A 22,072-nucleotide genomic window follows, 5' to 3' on the forward strand; every position below is an offset into this window, starting at 1 on the left:
CGTCCGCTCCCTGACGCTCGCTGCCTGAGGTCCGCGACGCGAGGGCGTATGCCGTGTGCTGACCTCGTCAGCGCAGGCGCACGACGCGGCCGGTGGTCGTCACGTAGCCGTCGACGGGCACGTCGTGCGCGTCCGCCGGCAGGTCGAGCTCGCTCTGCTCTCCCTCGTGCAGCAGCGTGACGACGGGTGCCGACGGGTCGCGGTGCAGCAGGGCCCGGTCGTAGCAGCCGCCGCCCTGTCCGAGCCGCGTGCCGTGGCTGTCGACCGACAGGCCGGGCGTCACGACGAGGTCGCACGTGGCGAGGGCGTCGGTGCCCAGCCAGCGCTGCCGCTCGTCGGCGTCGGGCTCGTGGCCGCCGTGGCCCGGGCGGCGCACGGTGGCATCGTCGCCCGAGGCGCCGGGGACGGCATACCTCCACTCCAGCGAGAAGTCCTCGAGCACGATCGGCACGATGACCTCGTGCCCGGCGGCAAGGAGCGCCTCGACGAGGCGGCCGGTCGGCGGCTCGTCCGGGAGCGACTCGTAGACGGCCACCCGGCAGGGCTCGGGCACGAAGCGCAGGACCGCGTCGGCGATCGCGACGGCAGCGGCCTCGCGGGCCGCGGGGTCCGTCCCGCGCGCGAGCTCACGCCGTCGGGCCCGTGCGGCGTGACGCACGTCACGCTTGGTGCCCGCTGTCACGCTGATCGGGTTCGTGGGACGGGCCGGACGTGCATGGAGCCCATCGTAAGGTGAGGGCCATGAGTGACCAGGCCTTGCGCGCTTCCGTCGACCTGATGCGCCGGAGAGGCCTGGGGCCCGAGGCCATCAGCGTCTTCGAGCACTACTTCCAGCAGCTGCAGGCCGGCGCGCTCGGCACCATCCCGGAGGAGTCGATCCAGCCCCTCGGCGACATCCAGGCGCTGGGTGAGGTGCAGGTCAGCGACGAGGAGGCCCGCGAGGCCCTGTCCAAGACCGCGGTCATCAAGCTCAACGGCGGCCTCGGCACCGGCATGGGCATGACAGGCGCCAAGTCGGCGCTCGAGGTCAAGGACGGCCTGACCTTCCTCGACATCATCGCGCTGCAGGTGCTCGCCCTCCGCGAGCGCTGGGGCGTCGAGCTGCCGCTCGTGCTGATGAACTCCTTCCGCACGTCGGAGGAGTCGCTCAAGATCCTCTCGAAGTACCCGGACCTGGCCGTCGAGGGCCTGCCGCTCGACTTCATCCAGAGCGCCGAGCCCAAGCTGCGACCCGACGACCTCATGCCCGTCCAGTGGCCCGCCGACCCCGAGCTCGAGTGGTGCCCGCCCGGCCACGGCGACATCTACGTCTCGCTCGTCACCTCCGGCGTGCTCGACGCCTTGCTGGAGAAGGGGATCCGCTACGCGTTCCTCTCCAACTCCGACAACCTCGGCGCCACCTGCGACCCCGACGTCGCGGCCTGGATGGTCGAGCGCGGCCTGCCCTACGTCGCGGAGGTGTGCCAGCGCACCAAGAGCGACCGCAAGGGCGGCCACCTCGCGGTGCGCAAGTCCGACGGTCGCATCGTCCTGCGCGACACGGCGATGGTCGCCGAGGGGGAGGAGCGCTACTTCCGCGACATCAAGCGGCACAGCACCTTCAACGCCAACAACGTGTGGATCGACCTCGAGGTCCTGCGCGAGCGTATGACGGCCAAGCAGGGGGTCCTCGGCCTGCCGATCATCGTCAACCACAAGAACGTCGACCCCGCCGACCCCAGCTCGCCCGAGGTCATCCAGATGGAGTCGGCGATGGGCACGGCGATCGAGGTCTTCGAGGGGTCCGAGGCGATCCTCGTGCCCCGTACGCGCTTCAGGCCGGTCAAGACGACGAACGACCTGCTCGTCATCCGGTCCGACTTCTTCTCGCTCGACGAGGGCTACCACGTCGTCGCCACCGTCGACGGCCCCGAGCCCTACGTCGACCTCGACTCGGCCTACCGCTTCGTGTCCGGCTTCGAGAAGCGCTTCCCCAAGGGCGTGCCGTCGATGCGCGACTGCACGAGCCTGCGCGTCATCGGCGACCCCGTCTTCGGCCGGAACGTCCGCTGCATCGGCGACGTGCTCATCGACGGCTACCGACGCGTCCTCGACGACTCCGTGCTCGGCGAGCCGCCCCTCACCGCAGCGGGACCCGGAGCCCTCCCGAGCGACGTGCGCACCGTCGACGAGCACCTCAAGGCCATCCTCGCGACGCTCGAGCCGTCGCCGACCGAGTGGACGCCGCTCACCGAGGCCCTCGGTCTCGTCGTCGCGCGCGACGTCCGCTCGAACGTCGACCTGCCGAGCTTCGACAACTCCTCGATGGACGGGTATGCCGTCCGCGCGGAGTCGCTCGCCGGCGCGGCCGAGGCGCCCGTGCGGCTGCGCATCGTCGGCGAGGTGGCGGCCGGTGACGACCCGACCTTCTCGGTCGGCCCGGGCGAGGCCGCTCGGATCATGACCGGCGCGCCGGTCCCCGACGGGGCCGACGCGGTCATCGCCGTCGAGGACACGGACGGCGCCGCGACCGGTGAGGTCGAGTGCCGCGCCTCCGTGGCACGGGGCCGCTACGTCAGGCCGCGCGGCGAGGACGTGGCCACGGGCTCGGTCGTCGTCACCGCCGGAGAGGTGGTCGGCGCGCGCACCATCGCCCTGCTCGCGGCCTGCGGTCACGCCGGCGTGGAGGTCCACCGCCGCCCGCACGTCGTCGTCCTGTCCACCGGCACCGAGCTCGTCGAGCCCGGAAAGCCCCTGGGCCCCGGTCAGATCCACGACTCGAACTCCTCGATGCTCTGGGCGGCGGCCGTCGGCGCAGGAGCGACCGCCGAGGTGCGCGGTGCCGTCGGCGACTCCGAGGAGGAGCTGCTCGCCGCTCTCGACGAGATCGTGGGCAAGGCCGACATCGTCATCACGAGCGGCGGGGTGTCGATGGGCGCCTACGACGTCGTCAAGAGCGCGCTGCGCGGCAAGGGCATCGACTTCGTCAAGGTGGCGATGCAGCCGGGCAAGCCGCAGGGCTTCGGCCTGCTCGCCGGCCCGGACGGCAAGCAGGTGCCGCTCTTCGCCCTGCCCGGCAACCCGGTGTCGTCCTTCGTCTCGTTCGAGATCTTCGTGCGGCCGGCGCTGCGTCGGCTCATGCGCCTGACCCCGGAGAAGCGCCGGCTGCGACCGGCCACCCTCATCTCCGGCGTCGAGTCCTTCGTCGGCCGGAGGCAGTACGGCCGCGCCGTCGTGTCCCGCTCCGCCGAGGGGACGCTCGTGGCGGTGCCGGTGGCAGGCCAGGGCTCGCACTTCGTCGCCGACCTCTCGCGGGCCAACGCCCTGTTCGTCGTGCCCGAGGACGTCACCGAGCTCGTCGCCGGCGAGGTCGTCGACGTCCTCCTCCTCGACAAGGAGGCCTGATGAGCGACCAGTCGCCCGAGGCACCCTCGACTCCGGCGCCCTCGCTGACGCACGTCCGCGCGGACGGCAGCGCGCACATGGTGGACGTCTCGGCCAAGGCCGTGACCGCGCGCGAGGCCAGCGCGGCCGGGCGGGTGCTGCTGAGCCCCGACGCCGTGGCAGCGCTGCGGTCGGGCCGGGTGCCCAAGGGCGACGCGCTCGCGGTGGCTCGCATCGCCGGCATCCAGGCGGTCAAGCGCACGCCCGAGCTCATCCCGCTCGCTCACCCGATCGCCGTGCACGGCGTCGAGGTCGACGTGACGGTCGCCGACGACGGCGCCGACATCACGGCCACCGTGCGCACCGCCGACCGCACCGGCATCGAGATGGAGGCCCTGACGGCCGTCTCGGTCGCCGCGCTGGCGCTCATCGACATGGTCAAGGCCGTTGACAAGCACGGCCGCATCACCGACGTGCGCGTCACCGCCAAGTCCGGCGGCCGCTCGGGGGACTGGCATGAGTGACGGTCCGGGCAAGAGCCGCCGAGCCGTCGTCGTGACGGTGTCGACCCGGGCCGCGGCCGGGGTCTACGCCGACGTGTCCGGGCCGATCATCGTCGACCGGCTGCGGGGCTGGGGCTTCACGGTGAGCTCGCCGATCGTCGTCGCAGACGGTGACGACTTCGGCATGGAGCTGCGCGAGGTGCTCGCGAGCGAGCCCGACCTCGTGCTGACGACCGGGGGCACCGGCCTCACGCCCACCGATGCGACTCCCGAGCAGACGGCGCCGCTGCTCGACCGGCTGGTGCCGGGTGTCGCCGAGGCCATCCGTGCGGCCGGCGTCGCCAAGGGCGTGCCGACGGCGATGCTCTCCCGCGGGCTTGCGGGCCTGTCGGGGCGCACGTTCGTCGTCAACCTGCCCGGCTCGCGCGGTGGCGTGAGCGACGCGCTCGTCGTGCTCGAGCCGGTCCTGGGGCACGCCCTCGACCAGATCCCCGGCAGCGACCACTGAGGTGAGGATGCCGTGGCGTCCGCACCGTGACGGACGGGGCCGGTGGCCCGTCGTGCTGCGCGACGCCACCTTCGAGCCCCCGATCGTGCTGCGTCCCCTGCGGGTCGACGACGAGCGGGACTGGCAACGCGTGCGGCGGGACAACGCGGCATACGTCCAGCCGTGGGAGCCGACGCTTCCGCCGGGCTCGCCCGCGCGCACCCCGGTCTCGTTCCGGCAGTTCGTCCGGGACCTCGACGCCGAGGCGGCCGCGGACCGGGCGATGCCGTGGTGCATCGAGGTCGGCGGGCGCATCGTCGGGCAGGTGCACCTCTTCGGCATCGTCCGGGCGGCGCAGCAGTCCGCCGCGGCGGGCTACTGGCTCGACGAGGCGGTGACCGGGCAGGGCATCGCCACGCGCGCTGTCGCCCTCGCGCTCGACCACGCGCTCGGCGCGGGCGGGCTGCACCGCGTCGAGGTCAACATCCGGCTCGACAACGTGCCCTCGCTCCGGGTCGTCGAGCGGCTGGGGCTGCGCGACGAGGGGGTCCGCGAGCGGTTCCTGCACATCGACGGGGGCTGGCGCGACCACCGGTCGTTCGCCGCGACCACGGAGGACCTCGCCGGATCGACCCTCATGGCTCGTCTGTCACAGGTGTAACACCAGCCTCTTGCGCGACACGCCTCGAATGTCCGGGGTCGTTACCGAACCGCGTCCTACCGTGGGTCACGTGCCCGTCAGCAGCCTGATCTTCGTCGTCATCGTGGCGATCTGGGCTGCCTATCTCGTGCAGCACTGGGCGCGCCGGCGCGAGGACGCCGCAGCCACCCGCTCCGTCGACGGCTTCACCCAGGCCATGCGCGTCCTCGAGAAGCGGCGGGCCCTGCCGGCCACCGAGCTCAGCACGCCGCGCCCCCACTCGTACGCCGTCAAGCCCGCCACCACGGGCCGCCCCACCGTCGACGTGAAGCGGGCCGTGCCCGCGGGCAGCACGCGTCGGAGCTCCCCGCTCGTCGCCCGTCGCGCCGACGAGCGCGTGCTCAACGCCACCCTCCCGTCGGGTGGCCCGTCGGACCACAGCCACACCGACCACGACATCGCCCCCTACGCCGCCGAGGTGGACCGCATGCCCGAGTCAGCCGGCCAGTCGCACCACGCAGGCCGCGCCACGCCAAGCCGATCGGCCGCTCCCGTGCGGGTTCCGTTGGCACAGCGGCGGATTCGCGCGGCTCTGCTCCTCGTCGCACTCGCGTGGCTCCCGGTCTCGATCACCCTCACGGTCACCGGCGTCCTCATGTGGATCTCGATCCCGTTCGCCGTGCTCACCGTCGCCGCCGTGCTCGTGTGGCTGCGCGCCGAGGCCCAGACCGACCAGCTGCGGGCCGGCGCCGACGAGCGCGCTGACGCCGAGGCTCCCCGTGGGCGTCGTGGCTCTCGCCGACGCGCCGAGCACCACGTGCCGGTCCTGTCGAGCGAGGACACCCAGGTCATCCGCAGCACGCCCGTCCCGGCGACCTCCACCGTCGTCCCGGCGTCGCAGCCGCCCCTCGTCGCCCAGCACGTCGAGCCCGGTGTGTTCGACGTCCAGGCGCCCGTCACCGGTGAGGTGCCGGTCGCCGCGGCGCAGGCGGTCGTCCACACCGAGGCCGCTCCGGTCGCCGAGGGCAGCTGGAGCCCGGTGCCGGTGCCGCGCCCGACGTACTCCCTCAAGGCCAAGGCTGAGCCGCGCTACACCGACAGCGGCATCCCGGCGGACGTCTTCGACACCCCGGAGTTCGCCGACGAGGCCGAGGAGCTCGACGACCGGGCCCTCTTCGCCCGCCGCGCCGTCTCGCAGTAACCGCGACCCACCAGCCGAACGCCGACAGCTCCGCCCCGGCGGAGTTGTCGTGGTTGTAGGGCGGGTCTCTCGCACGGCTTGTCCGCCCCGGCGGAGTTGGCGTGGTGCGATGGGCTGTTCTGGCGCGGTTTCTCCGCCGGGGCGGAGCCGGGACGGGTGGCTCAGGTGGAGGCTTGCGGCCACCTTGGAAGATATGACAACTTGGTTGTCATGAATCGGGTCGATGCGGCGTATGCCGTCCTGCGTCACGTGCGCCCGCTGCACCAGTTCTCCGCCCGCGCCGTCTCCGACCTCCTGGTCGGGACCGACCTGACGCTGCCCCTTCGCGCCGTGCTGGAGCTGCTTCTCGACGGCGGTCCCCAGACCGTCCCAGACCTCGGACGTGAGCTGCTCGTGAGCCGCCAAGGCGTGCAGAAGGTCGTCGACGACGGCGTGCGACTAGGGCACCTGGCGCTGCGCGACAACCCGGCTCACGCCCGGTCCCGCCTCGTCACCGTCACGCCGCGAGGTGAGCGGGTCTTCGCGCAGCTCCGCGCAGCCGAGGCCGCGAACCTCGAGGCGGCGACCACGGGGATCGAACCCGGCGACCTTGCCCACTGCGCCGAGGTGCTCGGGCGCCTCACGGCCGCGGTGCGCGAGATCGCGGGTCCCGGGGCCACCGTGCCGCATCCGGACGTCCGCGCCGCCGACCGTGCCCGCTCCCGCTGAGCCAGACGGACACCGACCACCACGGACCAGGCAACCACCCAACCCATGACGCAGGAGGCACCCGTGCACCGACTGGCCCTCGACGACGGACATCTCGCCTACACCGACACCGGGGACGGAGACCTCGTCGTCCTGCTGCACGGCGGCGGTGTCGACCACAGGATGTGGGACGACCAGGTCTCGGCGCTGGCTGCTCGCCACCGGGTCGTCGTGCCCGACCTCCGTGGGCACGGCGAGGCTTCGACGCTGTTCACACCGGCGCGGCACTGCGACGACGTCGCCGCGCTCGTGCGGCACATCGACGCCGGGCCAGCCGTCTTGGTCGGCCTGTCCATGGGCGGTGGGGCCGCCACCGACACCGCGCTCGAGCATCCGGACGCCGTCCGCGCCCTGGTCGTGAGCGGCACGGGCACGAGCGTCGCCACCTTCTCGGACCCGTGGGTCGTCGCCATCCTCCAGGAGTGGCACCGGGCCGTCGCGGCGCGCGATGCCGCCGCCTACGTCGAGGCGAGTCTCGCCTTCTGCGCCGGGCCGCACCGCCGACTCGACGAGGTCGCCGGCGACACGGTCGAGCGGTGCCGACGCATGCTCACCGACACGCTTGCCCGCCACGCGAGCCCGGACGCTGTCATGCCCGAGCCGGTCCACGACGCGTGGGACCGGCTCGACGAGATCGAGCAACCCGTCCTCGCCCTGTGTGGAGCCCTCGACTCGGAGGACCACCTGGACATGGGACGCCGCCTCGCCGCCGGGGTGCGTCGCGGGCGCTACGCCGAGGTGCAGGGCAGCGCGCACTACCCGAACATGGAGCAGCCCGACGCGTGGAACGCCGCCGTCGACGGGTTCCTGGCCGAGCTGGGTGCCGCCCGTCGTTGACGGTGTCGTATGCCGTGTGGCGACGGACGCGGGTCCGCGCCACACGGCATACGCCATCGGTTCAGGCGTTGGCGGGTGCCCCTCCTTCGCGCGCGGACGCCTCCATCTCGTGGTCGAGCTCCGCTGACGACTCGTCGCTGAAGAGGTGCTTGCCCACGGCGTTGAGGACGGCCGCGAACGGCACGGCCACGAGGGCGCCGACGATGCCGGCGATGATCGAGCCGGTCGCGATCGCGAGGATGACCGCGAGCGGGTGGACGCTGACCGCCTTGCCGAGCAGGAACGGCTGGAGCACGTGCGACTCGAGCTGCTGCACGCCGATGACGATCGCGAGCATGATGAGCGCGACCCCGGGACCGTGGGCCACGAGGGCGAGCAGCACCGCGACGGCGCCGGAGAGCAGCGCACCGACGATCGGGATGAACGCGAGGATGAAGACGAGGATGCCGATCGCGAACGCGAAGGGCACCTTGAGGATCGCCGCACCGACCGAGATGCCGACGGCGTCGACGAAGGCGACGATCATCGTCGCGCGCACGAACGCCGAGAGCTGGTGCCAGGCGATGAAGCCGGAGGAGTTGACGCGCGTCCGGGTCGCGCGCGGGAAGAGCCGCACCACCCAGCTCCAGATGCGCGGTCCCTCGTAGAGGAAGAAGAACAGCGAGAAGAGCGCGATGAACAGGCCCGCGACGAAGTGCGTCGCGGTGAGGCCGACCGACGTCGCGGTGTCGCCGAGGTTGCCCGACTCGCTGACCTTGTCGCGGATGGTGTTGAAGTACGCGTCGAACTGGGCGTCGGTGATCTTGAACGTCGTGCGCACCCAGTCGCGGATGCGCTCGAGGCCGGTCGCCACCTGGCTCGTGAGGTCGGAGAAGCCGCTGCTGAACTGCGTGCCGACGAGCGTGAACAGGGCGCTGATGAGCAGGATCGTGCCGAGCAGGGTCAGGCCGGCGGCGGCGCCCGGCTTCATGACCCGGTGCAGCGAGCTCGCAACGGGGCGCAGCAGCGCCGTCAGCAGGATCGCGATCGCGACCGGCACGATGATCTCGGAGACGGTGCGCACGGCGAGGGACAGCAGGTAGATGGCGGCGCCGATGAGCAGCAGGCGCCAGGCCCACTCGCTCGCGACCCGGATGCTCTGCGGCACGGCCGCGGCCTCCACACCGGGGATCTCGTCGTGGATCTCGTCGTGGATCTCGTCAGCGGTGCTCGTCGGGCGGTCGTCGAGGTCGAGCGCGTCGTCGCCGTCGCGCGTGGAGACGGGCTGGGTCACGTCGCGAGGCGCGCCGGAGGGGGCGGCGTGGTTGTCGGTCACGACCACACCGTATGCCGCGTGGCGGGCTTCCGGTGGATCACCCGCCGTGGGGTCGGTCCGCGACGGCTGCCTCGGTGGCTGCCACGGTGGCTGACTCGGTGTCACGATCGGGCATCGGCGCGGTGGATGAGGGCCCCCGCCGCGACGTCGACGACGACACTCTCGGCATGACGACGTTCTGGGAGAAGGCGCCACCAGCGCCACCGGTGCGGCCGCGTCGCCCTCGCTGGTCACGCACGGGCGTCCGTCGTGGTCGTCCCGGCGTCCGTCGACCTCGCACGCCTGGTCCGGCGAACCTGACGTCGGCCGTGCGTACGCTCGGAGGATGAGCGACGCCTCGGCTGCAGACCGTCCCACCCTCGCCGTCACCGGCTCGACCGGCTGGCTCGGCGGGCTCGTCGCCAGGGACCTCGCGGACCGAGGCGTCCGGCAGCGGTTGCTCGTGCGTGACGTGACGCGGGCCCCGGACCTGCCGGGTTCCGTTGCGGCCCAGTGCACCTACCGAGATGGCGACGCCGCCCGGGCTGCCCTCGAGGGTGTCGAGACGCTCTTCATGGTCTCGGCGGCCGAGAACGAGGACCGGCTGGCCGAGCACCGTGCGTTCGTCGACGCGGCGGCCGCGGCTCGTGTGCACCACGGCGTCTACGTGTCGTTCTTCGGCGCGGCCCCCGACGCGACGTTCACCCTCGCCCGCGACCACGCCGCCACCGAGGAGCACCTGCGCGCCTCCGGGATGTCGTGGACCTTCCTGCGCGACAACCTCTACCTCGAGTTCATCGACCAGATGGTCGGCGACGACGGCCTCATCCGTGGCCCGGCAGGCGAAGGCCGCGCGGCCGTCGTGTCGCACGCCGACATCGCCCGCGCCGCTGTCGCCGTGCTGCTCGACCCGGCGTCGCACGAGGGCGCGAGCTACGACCTGACCGGGCCGGAGGCCCTGACGTTCGCCGAGATGGCCCGGACGGTCAGTGAGGTCACCGGTCGGGACGTGCGCTTCCACGACGAGACGGTGGAGGAGGCGTATGCGTCGCGCGCCGCCTACGGGGCGCCGGACTGGCAGGTGGACGCCTGGGTCTCCACCTACACGGCGGTCGCCGCCGGCGAGCTCGACGGGGTCAGCGACGACGTCGAACGCCTCACCGGCCGCCGGCCGACCTCGCTGCGGGACCACCTCGTGTCCCAGCGCGGGTCGAGGTGATCGCGGCACCCGCCTGAGTGCCGGCATCACCTCGACCGGGGCCGCGGGACCATCCGACCAGGGTCAGCGGGTCAGCCGACGAGGTCGGCGGTCTGGCGGGCGATGGCCAGCTCCTCGTTCGTCGGCACCACGGCGACGACGACCCGTGACCCGAAGGGCGAGATGACCCGTGCCTCGGTCGAGCCGGCCTCATTGAGGGCGTCGTCGATGCTGATGCCGAGCTCGCCGAGGCCGGCGGCGACCGCGGCGCGGACCGGGGCGCTGTGCTGACCGATGCCTGCTGTGAAGACGAGGACGTCGGCGCCGCCGAGGATCGCGAGGTACGCCCCGACGTAGTGCTTGAGCCGGTGCACGAAGACGTCGAAGGCGAGGCGGGCGTCGTCGTCGCCGGCCTCGACCCGCTGCACGAGCTCGCGGAAGTCGTTGACGCCGCTGAGGCCGAGCACCCCGGACTTCTTGTTGAGCAGGGTGTCGATCTCGTCGAGGGACATCCCCGCCTCACGGGCGAGATATGCGTGCAGCCCGGGGTCGACGTCGCCGGAGCGCGTGCCCATGACGAGGCCCTGCAGCGGCGTGAGCCCCATCGACGTCTCGACGGCGCGGCCGCCGCGGACCGCCGACGCCGAGCAGCCGTTGCCGAGGTGGAGGATCACCTGACGCAGGTCCTCGACGGGCCGGTCCAGCAGCTCGGCGGTGGCGTGCGCGACGAACTGGTGCGACGTGCCGTGGAAGCCGTAGCGGCGGATCGAGTGCTTCGCGGCGAGGTCGCGGGGCACGGCATACGTCGACGCCTCGGTCGGCAGGGAGGAGAAGAAGGCGGTGTCGAAGATCGCGACGTGCGGCACGTCGTAGCGCTTGCGCGCGGCCTCGATGCCGATGACGGCCGCCGGGTTGTGCAGTGGCGCAAGAGCGCTCAGCGCCTTGATGCGGTCGAGCACGCCGTCGTCGATGACGACCGGCTCGGAGAAGTCGGGGCCGCCGTGGACGACGCGGTGCCCGACGGCGCGCAGCGGCACCTCGTCGAGCCGGATCCCGGCATCCTGCAGCTGCGATCGCATCGCCTCCAGGGCGCCGGAGTGGTCGGCGACCTCGCTGCCGGACTCGCCGATGCGCTCGACGAGACCGGCGGCGCGGACCTCGCCCGACTCGGGCACGACGAGCTGGTACTTGAGCGAGGAGGACCCGGCATTGAGGACGAGGACGGGACGGTCGGTGGGGGACTGCGTCACTGGTTGCTTCCCTGCTGCTCGGCCGAGACGCCCTGCGCCTGCACGGCGGTGATGGCGACGGTGTTGACGATGTCGTCGACGAGGGCGCCGCGCGACAGGTCGTTGACCGGCTTGCGCAGGCCCTGCAGCACGGGGCCGACCGCCACGGCGTGCGCGCTGCGCTGGACGGCCTTGTAGGTGTTGTTGCCCGTGTTGAGGTCGGGGAAGACGAAGACCGTCGCGTGGCCCGCGACGTCGGAGTCCGGCATCTTCGCGCGGCCCACGACCGGGTCGATGGCCGCGTCGTACTGGATCGGCCCGGCGAGCGCGAGCTCCGGGGCACGCTCGGCGACGAGCGTCGTTGCGGCGCGGACCTTCTCGACCTCGGCGCCCGAGCCGCTCGACCCCGTCGAGTAGGACAGCATCGCGACGCGCGGCTCGATGCCGAACTGCTGCGCGGTCTGCGCCGACGAGATGGCGATGTCGGCGAGCTGCTCGGCGGTGGGGTCGGGGATGACGGCGCAGTCGCCGTAGACGAGCACCCGGTCGGCCAGGCACATGAGGAAGACGCTCGAGACCGTCTTGACGCCCTCGGCCGTCTTGACGAACTCGAGCGCCGGCCGGATCGTGTGCGCCGTCGTGTTGACCGCGCCCGACACCATGCCGTCGGCGAGACCGAGGTGGACCATCATCGTGCCGAAGTACGAGATGTCGGTGACGACCTCACGGGCGCGCTCGACGGTCATGCCCTTGTGGGCCCGCGCGACGGCATACTCCTGCGCGAAGCGCTCGACGAGCTCGGGGTCGGTGGGGGACAGGACCGCAGCGGCGTCGAGGTCGAGCCCGAGGGCCGAGCCGCGCGCCCGTACCTTCGTCTCGTCACCGAGCAGCGTCAGGTCGGCGACGCCGCGACGCAGCAGGATGTCGGCCGCCTCGAGGATGCGGTCGTCCTGGCTCTCGGGGAGCACGATGTGCTTGCGGTCCGAGCGAGCCCGCTCCATGAGCTGGAACTCGAACATCAGCGGCGTGCGCACTTCGGAGGCCGAGACGTCGACGGCCGCGAGGAGGGCCGCCTGGTCGACGCTCTCGGCGAAGAGGCGACGTGCGGTCTCGATCTTGTTGCGAGAGCCCTTCGTCATGGGGCCGCGCACCTGCATGAGCCGCTCGGCCGTGCGGAAGGTGCCGTCGTCGGTGAGCGCGATCGGCAGGTCCTGCTGCACGCCGGCCGACAGCCGCGAGATCGTCTCGGGGATCGGGTAGCCGCCGGTGAGGATGATCCCGGCGAGCGTCGGGAAGGTGCCCGACTGGTGGGCGAGCAGCAGTCCGGGGATGAGGTCGGTGCGGTCGCTCGGCGCGATGACGGTGACGTCCGGTCCCAGCCGCGCGAGGACGTTGGGCAGGCTCATCGCGGCGACGATGAGCCCGAGGCTGTCGCGGTCCATCCACGACTCGCTGCCGAGCACGAGCTGGGCGCCGATGGCGTCGGCGAGGGCGCGGAAGCTCGGGGCGGACAGCAGAGAGTTCTCCGGCATCGCCGCAGTCACGGGGAAGGGGAGCGTGGCCAGCGCTGCCCGCACCTCGTCGAGGTCGTCCGGCTCGACCCGGTTGGCGACGACGGCGACCGTCTGGGCGTGGTTGGCGCGCAGCTCGGCGATGGCGCCGTCGGCGGCGACGCGGATCTGGTCGGGGGTGCGGTCACGGCCGTGGACGACGAGGACGACGGCCGAGCCGAGGTTGGCGGCGACGCGGGCGTTGAAGGACAGCTCGGTGCCGGTCGAGACGTCGGTGTAGTCCGAGCCGAGCACGAGCACGACGTCGAAGCGTGTGCTCAGGGCGCCGAACCGCTCGACGATGAGGTGCAGCGCCTCGTCGGGGTCGTCATGGGCCTGTGCGTAGGTGACGCCGAGTGCCTCGTCGTAGGTCTGCTCGACCCCGGGCTGGCTCACGAGCATCTCGACGATGTGGTCGACCTCGTCGTCGGGACCCGTGCCGCCCAACGTCGTCAGCGGGCGGAAGACGCCGACCGACCCGACCTCTCGCAACAGGGCGTCGAGCAGGCCGAGGGCCACGGCGGACTTGCCCGTCAGCCCCTCCGGCGAGGCGACGTAGACGCTTCGGCTCACGGCACGAACCTACCGGTCCGCAGCGCTGGGGCGTCGGCGCACCTCGAAGGTCGGCGGGTGCCGAAGGGACTGCCCGACAACGCAGTAGCGCTCGGTCGCCGTCGCGAGCCGTGCCAGCGTCGCGTCGTCCGCGTCCGTCGAGACCTCGGCGACGAGGCGCGGCAGCAGGACCCCGACCGGCGCGGCCCGGTCGACCCCGAGGGTGCCGCGCGCGTCGAACTGCGCCTCCGCCCGCAGCGCGACGTCGCGCAGCTCGACGCCGAACGCGACCGAGACGGCGTGCAGCGTGACACCCGCGCACGCGACGAGCGCCTCCATGAGCATGTCGCCCGAGCAGGCGTCCGACCCGTCGCCGCCTGTCGCCGGGTGCAGTCCTGCGCGCACGACGCCCGCCGTCGTGCGCACCTCGACGGTGACCGGTTCCCCGAAGACGGCGCTCGCCGAGACCGAGTGCATCGCGGCCTCCGGGTCCTCCCGGTAGCGCGCCTTGAGCGGCTCCTGCGCCGCGCGCAGCTCGTCCCGGTTCATGTCGCGTCGCTCAGGTGCTGCTGGGCCATGGCTGGCTCCCGTCGTCAGGGTCCTGTCCCGACACCGTATGCCGGGTGCTCGGGTCGCGTGCGCCCCTGCGGGACGGCGTCCCCTCCGGCTCACGCGGTCGTGTGCAGGCCGAGTCTGCGGACGAGGCGCACCGCGTCGTGCGGCGCGTGGCCCAACGCGTCGTTGTCGAAGTAGACGTGCACGTCGTGGCCCTGCTCCAGCCAGGCCTCGCAGGTCCGCGCCCACCGGTCGAGGGAGGCGTCGGTGTAGCCGCTCGCGTAGAGCTCGGTCTCGCCGTGCAGGCGCACGTAGCGGAAGTCGCTCGTCGCGTCGTCCATGACGGGCCAGCGGCCCGCGCTGTCGGCGATGACCATGGCGACGCCGTGCTCCTGGCACAGGGCCCGCGCCTCCTGCGAGTCGAAGCTCTCGTGCCGCGGCTCGAGCGCGTGGCGCACCGGTGCGTCGACCTCGCACGTCGTGAGGATCCGGTCCTCCTTGAGCTTGTCGTCGTGCTGCTCGGCCAGGCGCGCGGCGTCGCCGGTCGTGCGCGGCAGCAGCTCGAAGAAGCGGGCCAGGCGCTCGCGGTCGAAGGTGATCCGCTCAGGCAGCTGCCACAGGACCGGCCCGAGCTGCGGCCCGAGCGCGAGGACCCCACTCGCGAAGAAGTTGGCCAGGGGCGTCTCCACGTCGCGCAGCGCCTTCATGTGGGTGATGAACCGTCCGCCCTTGACGGCGAAGTCGACGTCACGGGGGACGGCAGCGCGCCACGCGGCATACGAGCTCGGTCGCTGGAGGGAGTAGAACGACCCGTTGAGCTCGATGGAGGTCATCCGCTCGGCGGCGTAGGTCAGCTCGAGGCGTTGGGGGAGACCCTTGGGGTAGAAGTCGCCGCGCCACGACGGGTAGCGCCAGCCGGAGACGCCGATCCGTGCGTGAGGCATGTCCGCTCCTTACCCGTGGGGACGCCGCAGGACCGGCTAGATCCAGCGACGCCCCTTGAAGATGCCGTAGAGCCCGATGCTGACGAGCCCCATCATGCCGATGGCGTAGAGGTAGCCGAAGCGCCAGTGCAGCTCCGGCATGGCGTCGAAGTTCATCCCGTAGACCGTGCCGATGAGCGTCGGCGCGAAGAGGATCGCGGCCCACGCGGAGATCTTCTTGACCTCCTCGTTCTGGTCCATGCTCGCCTCGGTGAGGGTCTTCATCTCCTCGTTCTGCTGCTGCGCCACGAGGGTCGCGTTGACCGTGAGGATGTCGCGGAGCAGGTGACGGAAGCCGTCGACCTGCTCGCGGACCTCGGTGAGGTGGTCCTCGACGTCGCGCAGGTAGCGCCGCAGCTCCTCGTCGGTGCCGTACTTCTCGAAGCCGGCCGACAGGGACTGGATGACGGTCGCGAGCGGACGCACGGCGCGCTCGAACTCGATGACCTCGCGGCTCAGCTCGTAGATGCGCCGCGACACCGCGGGGTCGCCGCGGAAGACCTCGGTCTCGATCTCGTCGATGTCGTTGCGCAGTCCCCGGACGACGGGTCCGTAGCCGTCGACGACGCGGTCGAGAATCGCGTAGAGGACGGCCTCGGGTCCGCGGGCGAGCAGCTCCGGGTCGCTCTCGAGGCGACGGCGCACGGCCGAGAGGTCGGGTGCCTCGCTGTGCCGCACGGTGATGACGAAGTCGGGGCCGACGAAGAGGTGCACCTCGCCGAACTCGACCTCCTCGGAGGCATCGACGTAGCGGGCCGCCCGGAGCACGACGAAGAGGGTGTCGCCGTACCGCTCGATCTTCGGTCGCTGGTGGGCGACGATGGCGTCCTCGACCGCGAGCTCATGCAGGTCGAACTCCGCTGCGAGAGCGGCGAGCTCGTCCTGGGTGGGCCGGTAGAGACCGATCCAGCCCACGGACTTGGTGAGCTCCCGCAGGCCGCGGAACGTCTCGGCGAGCGTCACCGGCGACGCCGTGCGCCTCCCGTCGACGTAGATGGCGCTGTCGACCATGCTCGCGCCGGGCCGGCGGTCCTGACGGGTCGACGGGGCGGTCGGCTGCGGGCTGGTGCGGCCGGCGTGCGTGGACGGCGACGGACGGCGCACGCGGCCGGCGAGGGTGCGGATGGGGTTGCGAGGGCGCTCGGACATGACGACTCCCGGGTGGGACGAAGGGGCAGGCGGTCATCGCGACGAGAACCGCCGCGAGGCCCCTTCGGGAGTCTCGAGCGGTCAGCTCTCGTCGGGCCTATGACTGGGAGGCTCGCCGCACATGGCGCCCACCTCCCTGCCGTCGTCGCGCGACGTGCCCGTGTGCCGTCGCCCCGGGGGAGTCTAGACCCGACTGTCGTGTGGCGCCTGGTCTTCGGGTGCGTGCGAACCGGTGATGACGTGTTCGTGGGCATCACATGAACCGGGCCGAAAGTCCTACTCACGTGGACCGCGTTGCCCCTAGTGTTCGAATCAGCCCGCCTCGGGCTCTCGTCACTGGGAGGGAATCGCATGCACTCTGTCCTGTTGCGCCGGTCCACAGGGATGCTCGCTCTGGTCGCCACGTCGGCCATGGTCGTCAGCGCTTGCTCGGCGCCGACGAAGAGCTCCGACACCACCACGGCTCCGGGCGGCAAGAGTGCCGCCACCGCCACGTCGGCAGCGGACCTCGGCGGGATGGACGCGCTCGTCACCGCGGCCAAGAAGGAGGGCGCGCTCAACGTCATCGCCCTCCCACCGGACTGGGCCAACTACGGCGCCATCATTAAGGCGTTCGGCGACAAGTACGGCATCAAGGTCACGAGCGCTCAGCCCGACGCGAGCAGCGCCGACGAGATCACCGCGGCGGACCGGCTCAAGGGCCAGTCGACCGCGCCCGACGTCTTCGACCTCGGTGCAGCCGTCGCCCTCGCCAACACGGCCAAGTACGCGCCCTACAAGGTGGCGACCTTCGCCGACGTGCCCGACTCGTTCAAGGACGCCAACGGCGCGTGGGTCAACGACTACGGCGGCTACATGTCCATCGGCTACGACTCCTCCAAGGTCCCAACCATCACGAGCGTCGCCGACCTGCTCAAGCCGGAGTTCAAGGGCAAGGTCGCTCTGAACGGCGATCCCACGAAGGCCGGAGCCGCGTTCGCCGGCGTCCAGATGGTTTCGGTCGCCCAGGGCGGCACCGCCGGTGACCTCACCAAGGGTGTCGACTTCTTCAAGCAGCTCAAGGCCGCCGGCAACTTCATCCCCGTCGACCCCACACCGGCCACGATCCAGTCCGGCCAGACCCCCGTCGTCATCGACTGGGACTACCTCAACGCCGCCGCCACCGCGAAGCTGCCGTCGTGGAAGGTCGTCGTCCCCGAGGGCGCCGTCATCGCCGGCTACTACTACCAGGCCATCAACAAGGACGCGCCGCACCCCGCGGCCGCACGCCTCTGGCAGGAGTTCCTCTACTCCGACGAGGGGCAGAACCTCTGGCTCAAGGGCGGTGCGCGCCCGGTCCGCTTCGACGCCATGCAGAAGGCCGGTTCGCTCGATGCCGCCGCGGCCGCCGCGCTGCCGAAGGTGAGCGGGACCCCGGTCGTGCCCTCCCAGGCCGACGCGACGTCCGGCAAGGCCTACCTCGCCACGGCGTGGGCGAACGCCGTTGGCTGACACTGCTCGTCGAGGGGCGCTCGCCGGTCGCCGGCCGTCGAGCGCCCTCCTCGGCGTCGTCCCCTTCTTCGTCTACGTCACGGTCTTCCTCCTCGTCCCGACCCTGGTCGTGGTCGTCGGGGCGTTCATCGCGACGGGGCCGGGCGGTCAGGGCGGGCTGAGCCTCGCGAACGTCAGGGCGCTGGCGGAGCCGGCCGTGACCTCGGCCCTCTGGCACTCGCTGATCCTGTCGGCCGTCACCGCCGTGGCCGGCGCCGTCATCGGCGCCTTCCTCGCGTATGCCGTGTCGACGGCGAGGCCGGACGGCGTGCTCCGCCGCTTCACGACCTCCCTGTGCGGGGTGCTGGCGCAGTTCGGTGGCGTGGCCCTGGCCTTCGCGTTCCTCGCGACGTTCGGCGCCACGGGCTACCTCACGAAGCTGCTGGCCTCGACGGGTCTCGACGACACGGGCGGCCTGTGGCTGTACGAGTGGAACAAGGGCCTCATGCTGGTCTACCTCTACTTCCAGATCCCGCTCATGCTCATCGTCTTCCTCCCCGCGGTCGAGGGCCTGCGTCCCCAGTGGCGCGAGGCCGCCGAGACCCTGGGCGGCAGCACGTGGCTCTACTGGCGCAAGGTCGCGGCGCCCATCCTGTTCCCGTCGTTCGTCGGCGCCCTGCTGCTGCTGTTCACCAACGCGTTCAGTGCCTACGCGACGGCGGCCGCCCTTGTCTCGCAAGGCTCCCCGCTCCTTCCGCTTGCGATCGGCGGAACCCTGAACTCAGAGGTCATCCTCGGGCAGGAGAACGTCGGCAAGGCCATGGCACTGCTCATGGTCGTCGTCGTCGCTGCGGTCATGACGTTGTATGCCGCCATCGACCGCCGCGCGTCACGCTGGCTGGCGCGATGAGCGGGATCAGGGCGACCCGGCGTCGTCGCCAGTCGGTCCTGCGCTGGGTCGTGGTGACGCTGTGCATGCTGTTCTTCGCGGCACCGCTCGCGGGCATGCTCGACTTCACCACCAAGGACGCGCAGGGCAACCGGACCGGTGCGACGTGGGCCAAGCTCGTCGACGTGCAGGGCGTCTCCCGGGACTACCCCGACCTGGCTGCGGGCTTCACCGCATCGGTGGGGCTGGCGGTGCTGACGGTCGTCGTCATGCTGGTCCTGCTCGTCCCGACGATGACCTGGGTGCGGTTGCGGCTGCCCGGCCTGTCGCGCACCGTCGAGTTCCTCTGCCTGCTGCCGCTCACGGTGCCAGCGATCGTCCTCGTCGTCGGGCTCACCCCCGTCTACTCGTGGGTGACCTACTTCCTCGGTGAGTCGACGATCTGGCTCGGGTTCGCCTACGTCATCCTCGTGCTGCCCTACGCCTACCGCTCCCTCGACGTCGGCCTGCGGGCCATCGACGTCAAGACCCTCTCCGAGGCCGGGCGCTCGCTCGGAGCGGGCTGGGGCACGGTGATGGTGCGGGTCGTGCTGCCCAACCTGCGCACTGCGGTGCTCTCGGCGGCGTTCCTCGCCGTGGCGCTGACCCTCGGCGAGTTCACCATCGCCAACCTGTTCAGCCGCACCAACCTGCAGGTCGCGATGTTCTTCCTCGGCAAGTCCGACGCACAGGTCAGCGTCGCGGTCGGCCTGGCGTCGCTCGTCTTCGCCTTCCTCGTCCTCTTCGCACTGTCGTTCGTCGGCGGTCGGAGCCCCTCCCGCAAGGAGACCTCATGAGCCGTGGCGTCGCCGTCCAGCTGACCGACCTGCGCCGCACCTACTCGGGGGTGAACGCCCTCGACGGGCTGACCCTGCACCTCGAGCCCGGAGAGCTCGTGGCCCTGCTCGGGCCGTCCGGCTGCGGCAAGACGACGGCGCTGCGGTGCCTCGCCGGGCTGGAGGACCCGGACTCCGGCCGGGTCGAGGTGGGCGGCAAGGACCTGACGAGGGTCCCGACCAACAAGCGCGACATGGGGATGGTCTTCCAGGCCTACAGCCTCTTCCCGCACCTGACCGCGCGGCAGAACGTCGAGTTCGGCCTCCAGCTGCGCAAGCAGGGCGGCGAGCAGCGGCGCCGCCGCTCGACCGAGATGCTCGAGCTCGTCGGGCTCTCGGCCCACGTCGACAAGTACGCCCACCAGTTGTCGGGCGGCCAGCAGCAGCGCGTCGCGCTGGCGCGGGCGCTCGCGATCGAGCCGCAGGTGCTGCTGCTCGACGAGCCGCTCTCCGCGCTCGACGCCAAGGTCCGCACCCAGCTGCGCGACGAGATCCGCCGCATCCAGCTCGAGGTCGGCACGACGACCCTCTTCGTGACCCACGACCAGGAGGAGGCGCTGGCGATCGCCGACCGGGTCGGGGTCATGCGCAGCGGGCGGCTCCTCCAGCTCGCGGCGCCGCAGGAGCTCTACTCCCGGCCGGCAGACGACTTCGTCGCGGACTTCGTGGGACTGACGAATCGGGTCATGGGCACGTCGCACGGGATGACCGTCCAGGTGCTCGGTGCCGACGTCCCGCTCCTGCCCGGCTCGGCGAGCGAGGGGCCCGTGACGGTGCTCATCCGCCCGGAGCACCTGACCGTGACCCAGGACGCCGCCGGGGCGGCTGTCGTCATCAGCTCGAGCTTCCTCGGGGCGCAGGGGCGCGTCGTCGTCAGCCCCGGCGAGAACCTGCACCCGGTGCTCGTCCAGGTGCCCAGTGCCGTCGTGGCCGACTTCTCACCCGGCGACCGCGTCACGGTCCGTCCGGTGGGGGCGCCGGCTCTCGCCATCGCCGCGGGGTAGCCGGGTCTCCCGCCCCGGCGCTGCCGACGGATGACCGCCGCCTTCGTGTGGTTCAGTGGGCCTCGTGAAGATGCTGCTCACGTCCGGCGGAGTCACGAACCCGACCATCAACGAGGCGCTCGTCGACCTGCTGGGCAAGCCGGTCGACGAGGCGACGGCCCTCTGCATCCCCACCGCACAGTGGGGTCATCCGATGTGCGGACCGGTCTCGGCGCGCGGGTTCGTCGCTGGTCTGCCGCCCTGGGGCGGGATGACCTCGATGCCGTGGAAATCGCTCGGCCTGCTCGAGCTGTCTGCGCTGGCGACGATCGGGGAAGAACGCTGGGTGCCGTGGGTTCGTGAGGCTGACGTCCTGCTCGTGGACGGTGGCGAGGCGACGTACCTGTGCCACTGGATGAAGGAGTCCGGGCTGGCGGACCTCCTGCCGTCGCTGTCCGACACGGTCTGGGTGGGCGTGAGCGCCGGCAGCATGGTGATGACGCCGCGGATCGGGCCCGACTTCGTGCAGTGGCCGGGAGCGCCCGACGACCGCACGCTCGGCCTCGTCGACTTCGCGGTCTTTCCCCACCTCGACGTGTTCCCGGAGAACACCATGGCTGATGCCGAGAAGTGGGCGGCCGAGATCGGCGGCCCGGCGTACGTCCTCGACGACCAGTCCGCGATCCGGGTGGTCGACGGGGTGGCCCAGGTGGTGTCCGAGGGGCGCTGGAGTCTCCTGCCTGAGGTGAGCCCGCACTAGCTGCCGGACCTGCCGCTGCGCTCCGGGCTCCTCCCGAATCCCCGCGCCTTGACCCGGAACACGAAGAAGGACCGGACGAAAAGCGTGTCCGGTCTCTCTGCCGTTGGTGGAGCTGAGGGGAGCCGTCGCCCTCCGCTGCGCTCCGGGCTCCTCCCGAATCCCCGCGCCTTGACCCAGAACATGAAGAAGGACCGGACGAAAAGCGTGTCCGGTCCTTCTTCATGTTGTGGAGCTGAGGGGATTCGAACCCCTGACCTTCTCATTGCGAACAGGTGCCGGGCCGTTGTCGTGCTCTTCCTGGTGCTCTGCATGCGTTACCTCGGCACCGTTGCCAGATGGCAGTTTCGTGGCTCGGGGGACACCGGGGGGACACGACTCGAGCACGCGGGTCTGCGCAGTGACGGGAACCCTGCGCGCTGGCAGGTGCCGCGCAGAAGGCGCGTCAGGAAGTCGGCCACGCGGGCTGTCTCGGTCACCAGGCGCTCGAGGTGGGCAGTGGTCCTCCGTGGGGCTGTGCCCGAGCGGCGACGGCTGGGGCCTCCCTCGTCCAGGCGCCTGAGTCCCGGCCGATCGACGAGGGGCCGGCTGCGAGTGTCGTCAGGACGTCGGGCTCCGCCGTGAGCTCGTCATAAAGCGTGGGGGCGGCGGGGTGCGCGAGGACGGCGCGACAGCGCCCGCAGCGCGGGGTCCCTGCCGCGGGTCCCCGCGCTTTTCTGCGCCGCAGGCGCAGCTTGAGCCAGTACAGAAAGTCATCACGAGCCCGGCTGCTGTCTGGATACCGGCCTGGCCTGCGCGAGCCGGCGAGGG

At 71.7% G+C, this 22,072-nt stretch carries 20 protein-coding genes; 13 read left to right on the forward strand and 7 right to left on the reverse strand.

Annotation, left to right across the window (positions count from 1 at the left end):
* Positions 1-67: 67 nt before the first annotated feature.
* A complete protein-coding gene (locus IEY30_RS12000) occupies positions 68-682 on the reverse strand; it encodes a 5-formyltetrahydrofolate cyclo-ligase (protein WP_030196224.1) in 615 nt (204 codons plus the stop codon).
* A gap of 59 nt (positions 683-741) precedes the next feature.
* On the opposite strand from IEY30_RS12000, the gene IEY30_RS12005 reads away from it, so the two are divergent.
* The 7 genes from IEY30_RS12005 (at position 742) to IEY30_RS12035 (ending at position 7,778) form a co-directional block, all read left to right on the forward strand.
* Complete coding sequence (locus tag IEY30_RS12005) at positions 742-3,384, forward strand: UTP--glucose-1-phosphate uridylyltransferase (RefSeq protein WP_030196227.1); 2,643 nt, start codon at positions 742-744, stop codon at positions 3,382-3,384.
* Positions 3,384-3,887, forward strand: a complete 504-nt coding sequence (gene moaC / locus IEY30_RS12010) for a cyclic pyranopterin monophosphate synthase MoaC (RefSeq protein WP_052358422.1) — start codon at positions 3,384-3,386, stop codon at positions 3,885-3,887. The genes IEY30_RS12005 and moaC overlap by 1 nt, the downstream gene beginning before the upstream one ends.
* The gene (locus IEY30_RS12015; protein WP_030196233.1) at positions 3,880-4,374 is read left to right on the forward strand and encodes a MogA/MoaB family molybdenum cofactor biosynthesis protein; all 495 of its coding nucleotides are present in this window, start codon (positions 3,880-3,882) and stop codon (positions 4,372-4,374) included. Before moaC ends, IEY30_RS12015 begins: the two co-directional genes overlap by 8 nt.
* Positions 4,375-4,381: 7 nt before the next feature.
* Entirely contained in the window at positions 4,382-5,014 is a 633-nt protein-coding gene (locus IEY30_RS12020; RefSeq protein WP_030196236.1) for a GNAT family N-acetyltransferase, read from the forward strand.
* A 70-nt stretch (positions 5,015-5,084) separates the two neighbouring features.
* Complete coding sequence (locus tag IEY30_RS12025; RefSeq protein ID WP_156035190.1) at positions 5,085-6,194, forward strand: SepX/GlpR family protein; 1,110 nt, start codon at positions 5,085-5,087, stop codon at positions 6,192-6,194.
* A 210-nt stretch (positions 6,195-6,404) separates the two neighbouring features.
* Positions 6,405-6,902, forward strand: coding sequence for a MarR family winged helix-turn-helix transcriptional regulator (locus tag IEY30_RS12030; protein WP_052358423.1), 498 nt, complete (start codon positions 6,405-6,407; stop codon positions 6,900-6,902).
* A 63-nt stretch (positions 6,903-6,965) separates the two neighbouring features.
* Complete coding sequence (locus IEY30_RS12035; RefSeq protein ID WP_030196243.1) at positions 6,966-7,778, forward strand: alpha/beta fold hydrolase; 813 nt, start codon at positions 6,966-6,968, stop codon at positions 7,776-7,778.
* 61 nt (positions 7,779-7,839) lie between these two features.
* Here IEY30_RS12035 and IEY30_RS12040 read toward each other — a convergent pair whose 3' ends face one another.
* Positions 7,840-9,093, reverse strand: a complete 1,254-nt coding sequence (locus IEY30_RS12040) for an AI-2E family transporter (RefSeq protein ID WP_229674963.1) — start codon at positions 9,091-9,093, stop codon at positions 7,840-7,842.
* Positions 9,094-9,418: 325 nt separating this feature from the next.
* Between IEY30_RS12040 and IEY30_RS12045 the strand changes: the two genes are divergently transcribed.
* Complete coding sequence (locus IEY30_RS12045; RefSeq protein ID WP_030196254.1) at positions 9,419-10,291, forward strand: SDR family oxidoreductase; 873 nt, start codon at positions 9,419-9,421, stop codon at positions 10,289-10,291.
* 71 nt (positions 10,292-10,362) lie between these two features.
* On the opposite strand, the gene IEY30_RS12050 is transcribed toward IEY30_RS12045, so the two are convergent.
* The 5 genes from IEY30_RS12050 to IEY30_RS12070 form a co-directional block, all read right to left on the reverse strand.
* Positions 10,363-11,520 (reverse strand): acetate/propionate family kinase, encoded by a 1,158-nt coding sequence (locus tag IEY30_RS12050; RefSeq protein WP_030196256.1) that lies wholly within the window; start codon positions 11,518-11,520, stop codon positions 10,363-10,365.
* Positions 11,517-13,622 carry a phosphate acetyltransferase gene (gene pta / locus IEY30_RS12055; protein WP_030196259.1) on the reverse strand — a complete coding sequence of 702 codons (2,106 nt, stop codon included), beginning with the start codon at positions 13,620-13,622 and terminating at the stop codon, positions 11,517-11,519. The genes IEY30_RS12050 and pta overlap by 4 nt, the downstream gene beginning before the upstream one ends.
* Before the next feature lie 9 nt (positions 13,623-13,631).
* A complete protein-coding gene (locus IEY30_RS12060; protein WP_030196260.1) occupies positions 13,632-14,150 on the reverse strand; it encodes an OsmC family protein in 519 nt (172 codons plus the stop codon).
* Between the two features lie 119 nt (positions 14,151-14,269).
* Complete coding sequence (locus tag IEY30_RS12065; RefSeq protein WP_030196262.1) at positions 14,270-15,100, reverse strand: DUF72 domain-containing protein; 831 nt, start codon at positions 15,098-15,100, stop codon at positions 14,270-14,272.
* A gap of 36 nt (positions 15,101-15,136) precedes the next feature.
* Positions 15,137-16,288 (reverse strand): magnesium and cobalt transport protein CorA, encoded by a 1,152-nt coding sequence (locus IEY30_RS12070; RefSeq protein ID WP_188960133.1) that lies wholly within the window; start codon positions 16,286-16,288, stop codon positions 15,137-15,139.
* 351 nt (positions 16,289-16,639) lie between these two features.
* Here IEY30_RS12070 and IEY30_RS12075 point away from each other — a divergent pair, with 351 nt between their 5' ends.
* The 5 genes from IEY30_RS12075 to IEY30_RS12095 all read left to right on the forward strand — a co-directional run bounded on the left by IEY30_RS12075 (position 16,640) and on the right by IEY30_RS12095 (position 21,265).
* Positions 16,640-17,779, forward strand: a complete 1,140-nt coding sequence (locus IEY30_RS12075; RefSeq protein WP_081920407.1) for an ABC transporter substrate-binding protein — start codon at positions 16,640-16,642, stop codon at positions 17,777-17,779.
* Complete coding sequence (locus IEY30_RS12080; RefSeq protein WP_030196269.1) at positions 17,772-18,668, forward strand: ABC transporter permease; 897 nt, start codon at positions 17,772-17,774, stop codon at positions 18,666-18,668. The genes IEY30_RS12075 and IEY30_RS12080 overlap by 8 nt, the downstream gene beginning before the upstream one ends.
* Complete coding sequence (locus IEY30_RS12085; protein WP_030196272.1) at positions 18,665-19,483, forward strand: ABC transporter permease; 819 nt, start codon at positions 18,665-18,667, stop codon at positions 19,481-19,483. Before IEY30_RS12080 ends, IEY30_RS12085 begins: the two co-directional genes overlap by 4 nt.
* Positions 19,480-20,526 (forward strand): ABC transporter ATP-binding protein, encoded by a 1,047-nt coding sequence (locus IEY30_RS12090; protein ID WP_043416490.1) that lies wholly within the window; start codon positions 19,480-19,482, stop codon positions 20,524-20,526. The genes IEY30_RS12085 and IEY30_RS12090 overlap by 4 nt, the downstream gene beginning before the upstream one ends.
* A gap of 64 nt (positions 20,527-20,590) precedes the next feature.
* Complete coding sequence (locus tag IEY30_RS12095) at positions 20,591-21,265, forward strand: Type 1 glutamine amidotransferase-like domain-containing protein (protein ID WP_030196278.1); 675 nt, start codon at positions 20,591-20,593, stop codon at positions 21,263-21,265.
* The last annotated feature ends 807 nt before the right edge of the window (positions 21,266-22,072 follow it).

The organism is Terrabacter tumescens (assembly GCF_014646815.1).
In the GTDB taxonomy this organism is placed as follows: domain Bacteria; phylum Actinomycetota; class Actinomycetes; order Actinomycetales; family Dermatophilaceae; genus Terrabacter; species Terrabacter tumescens.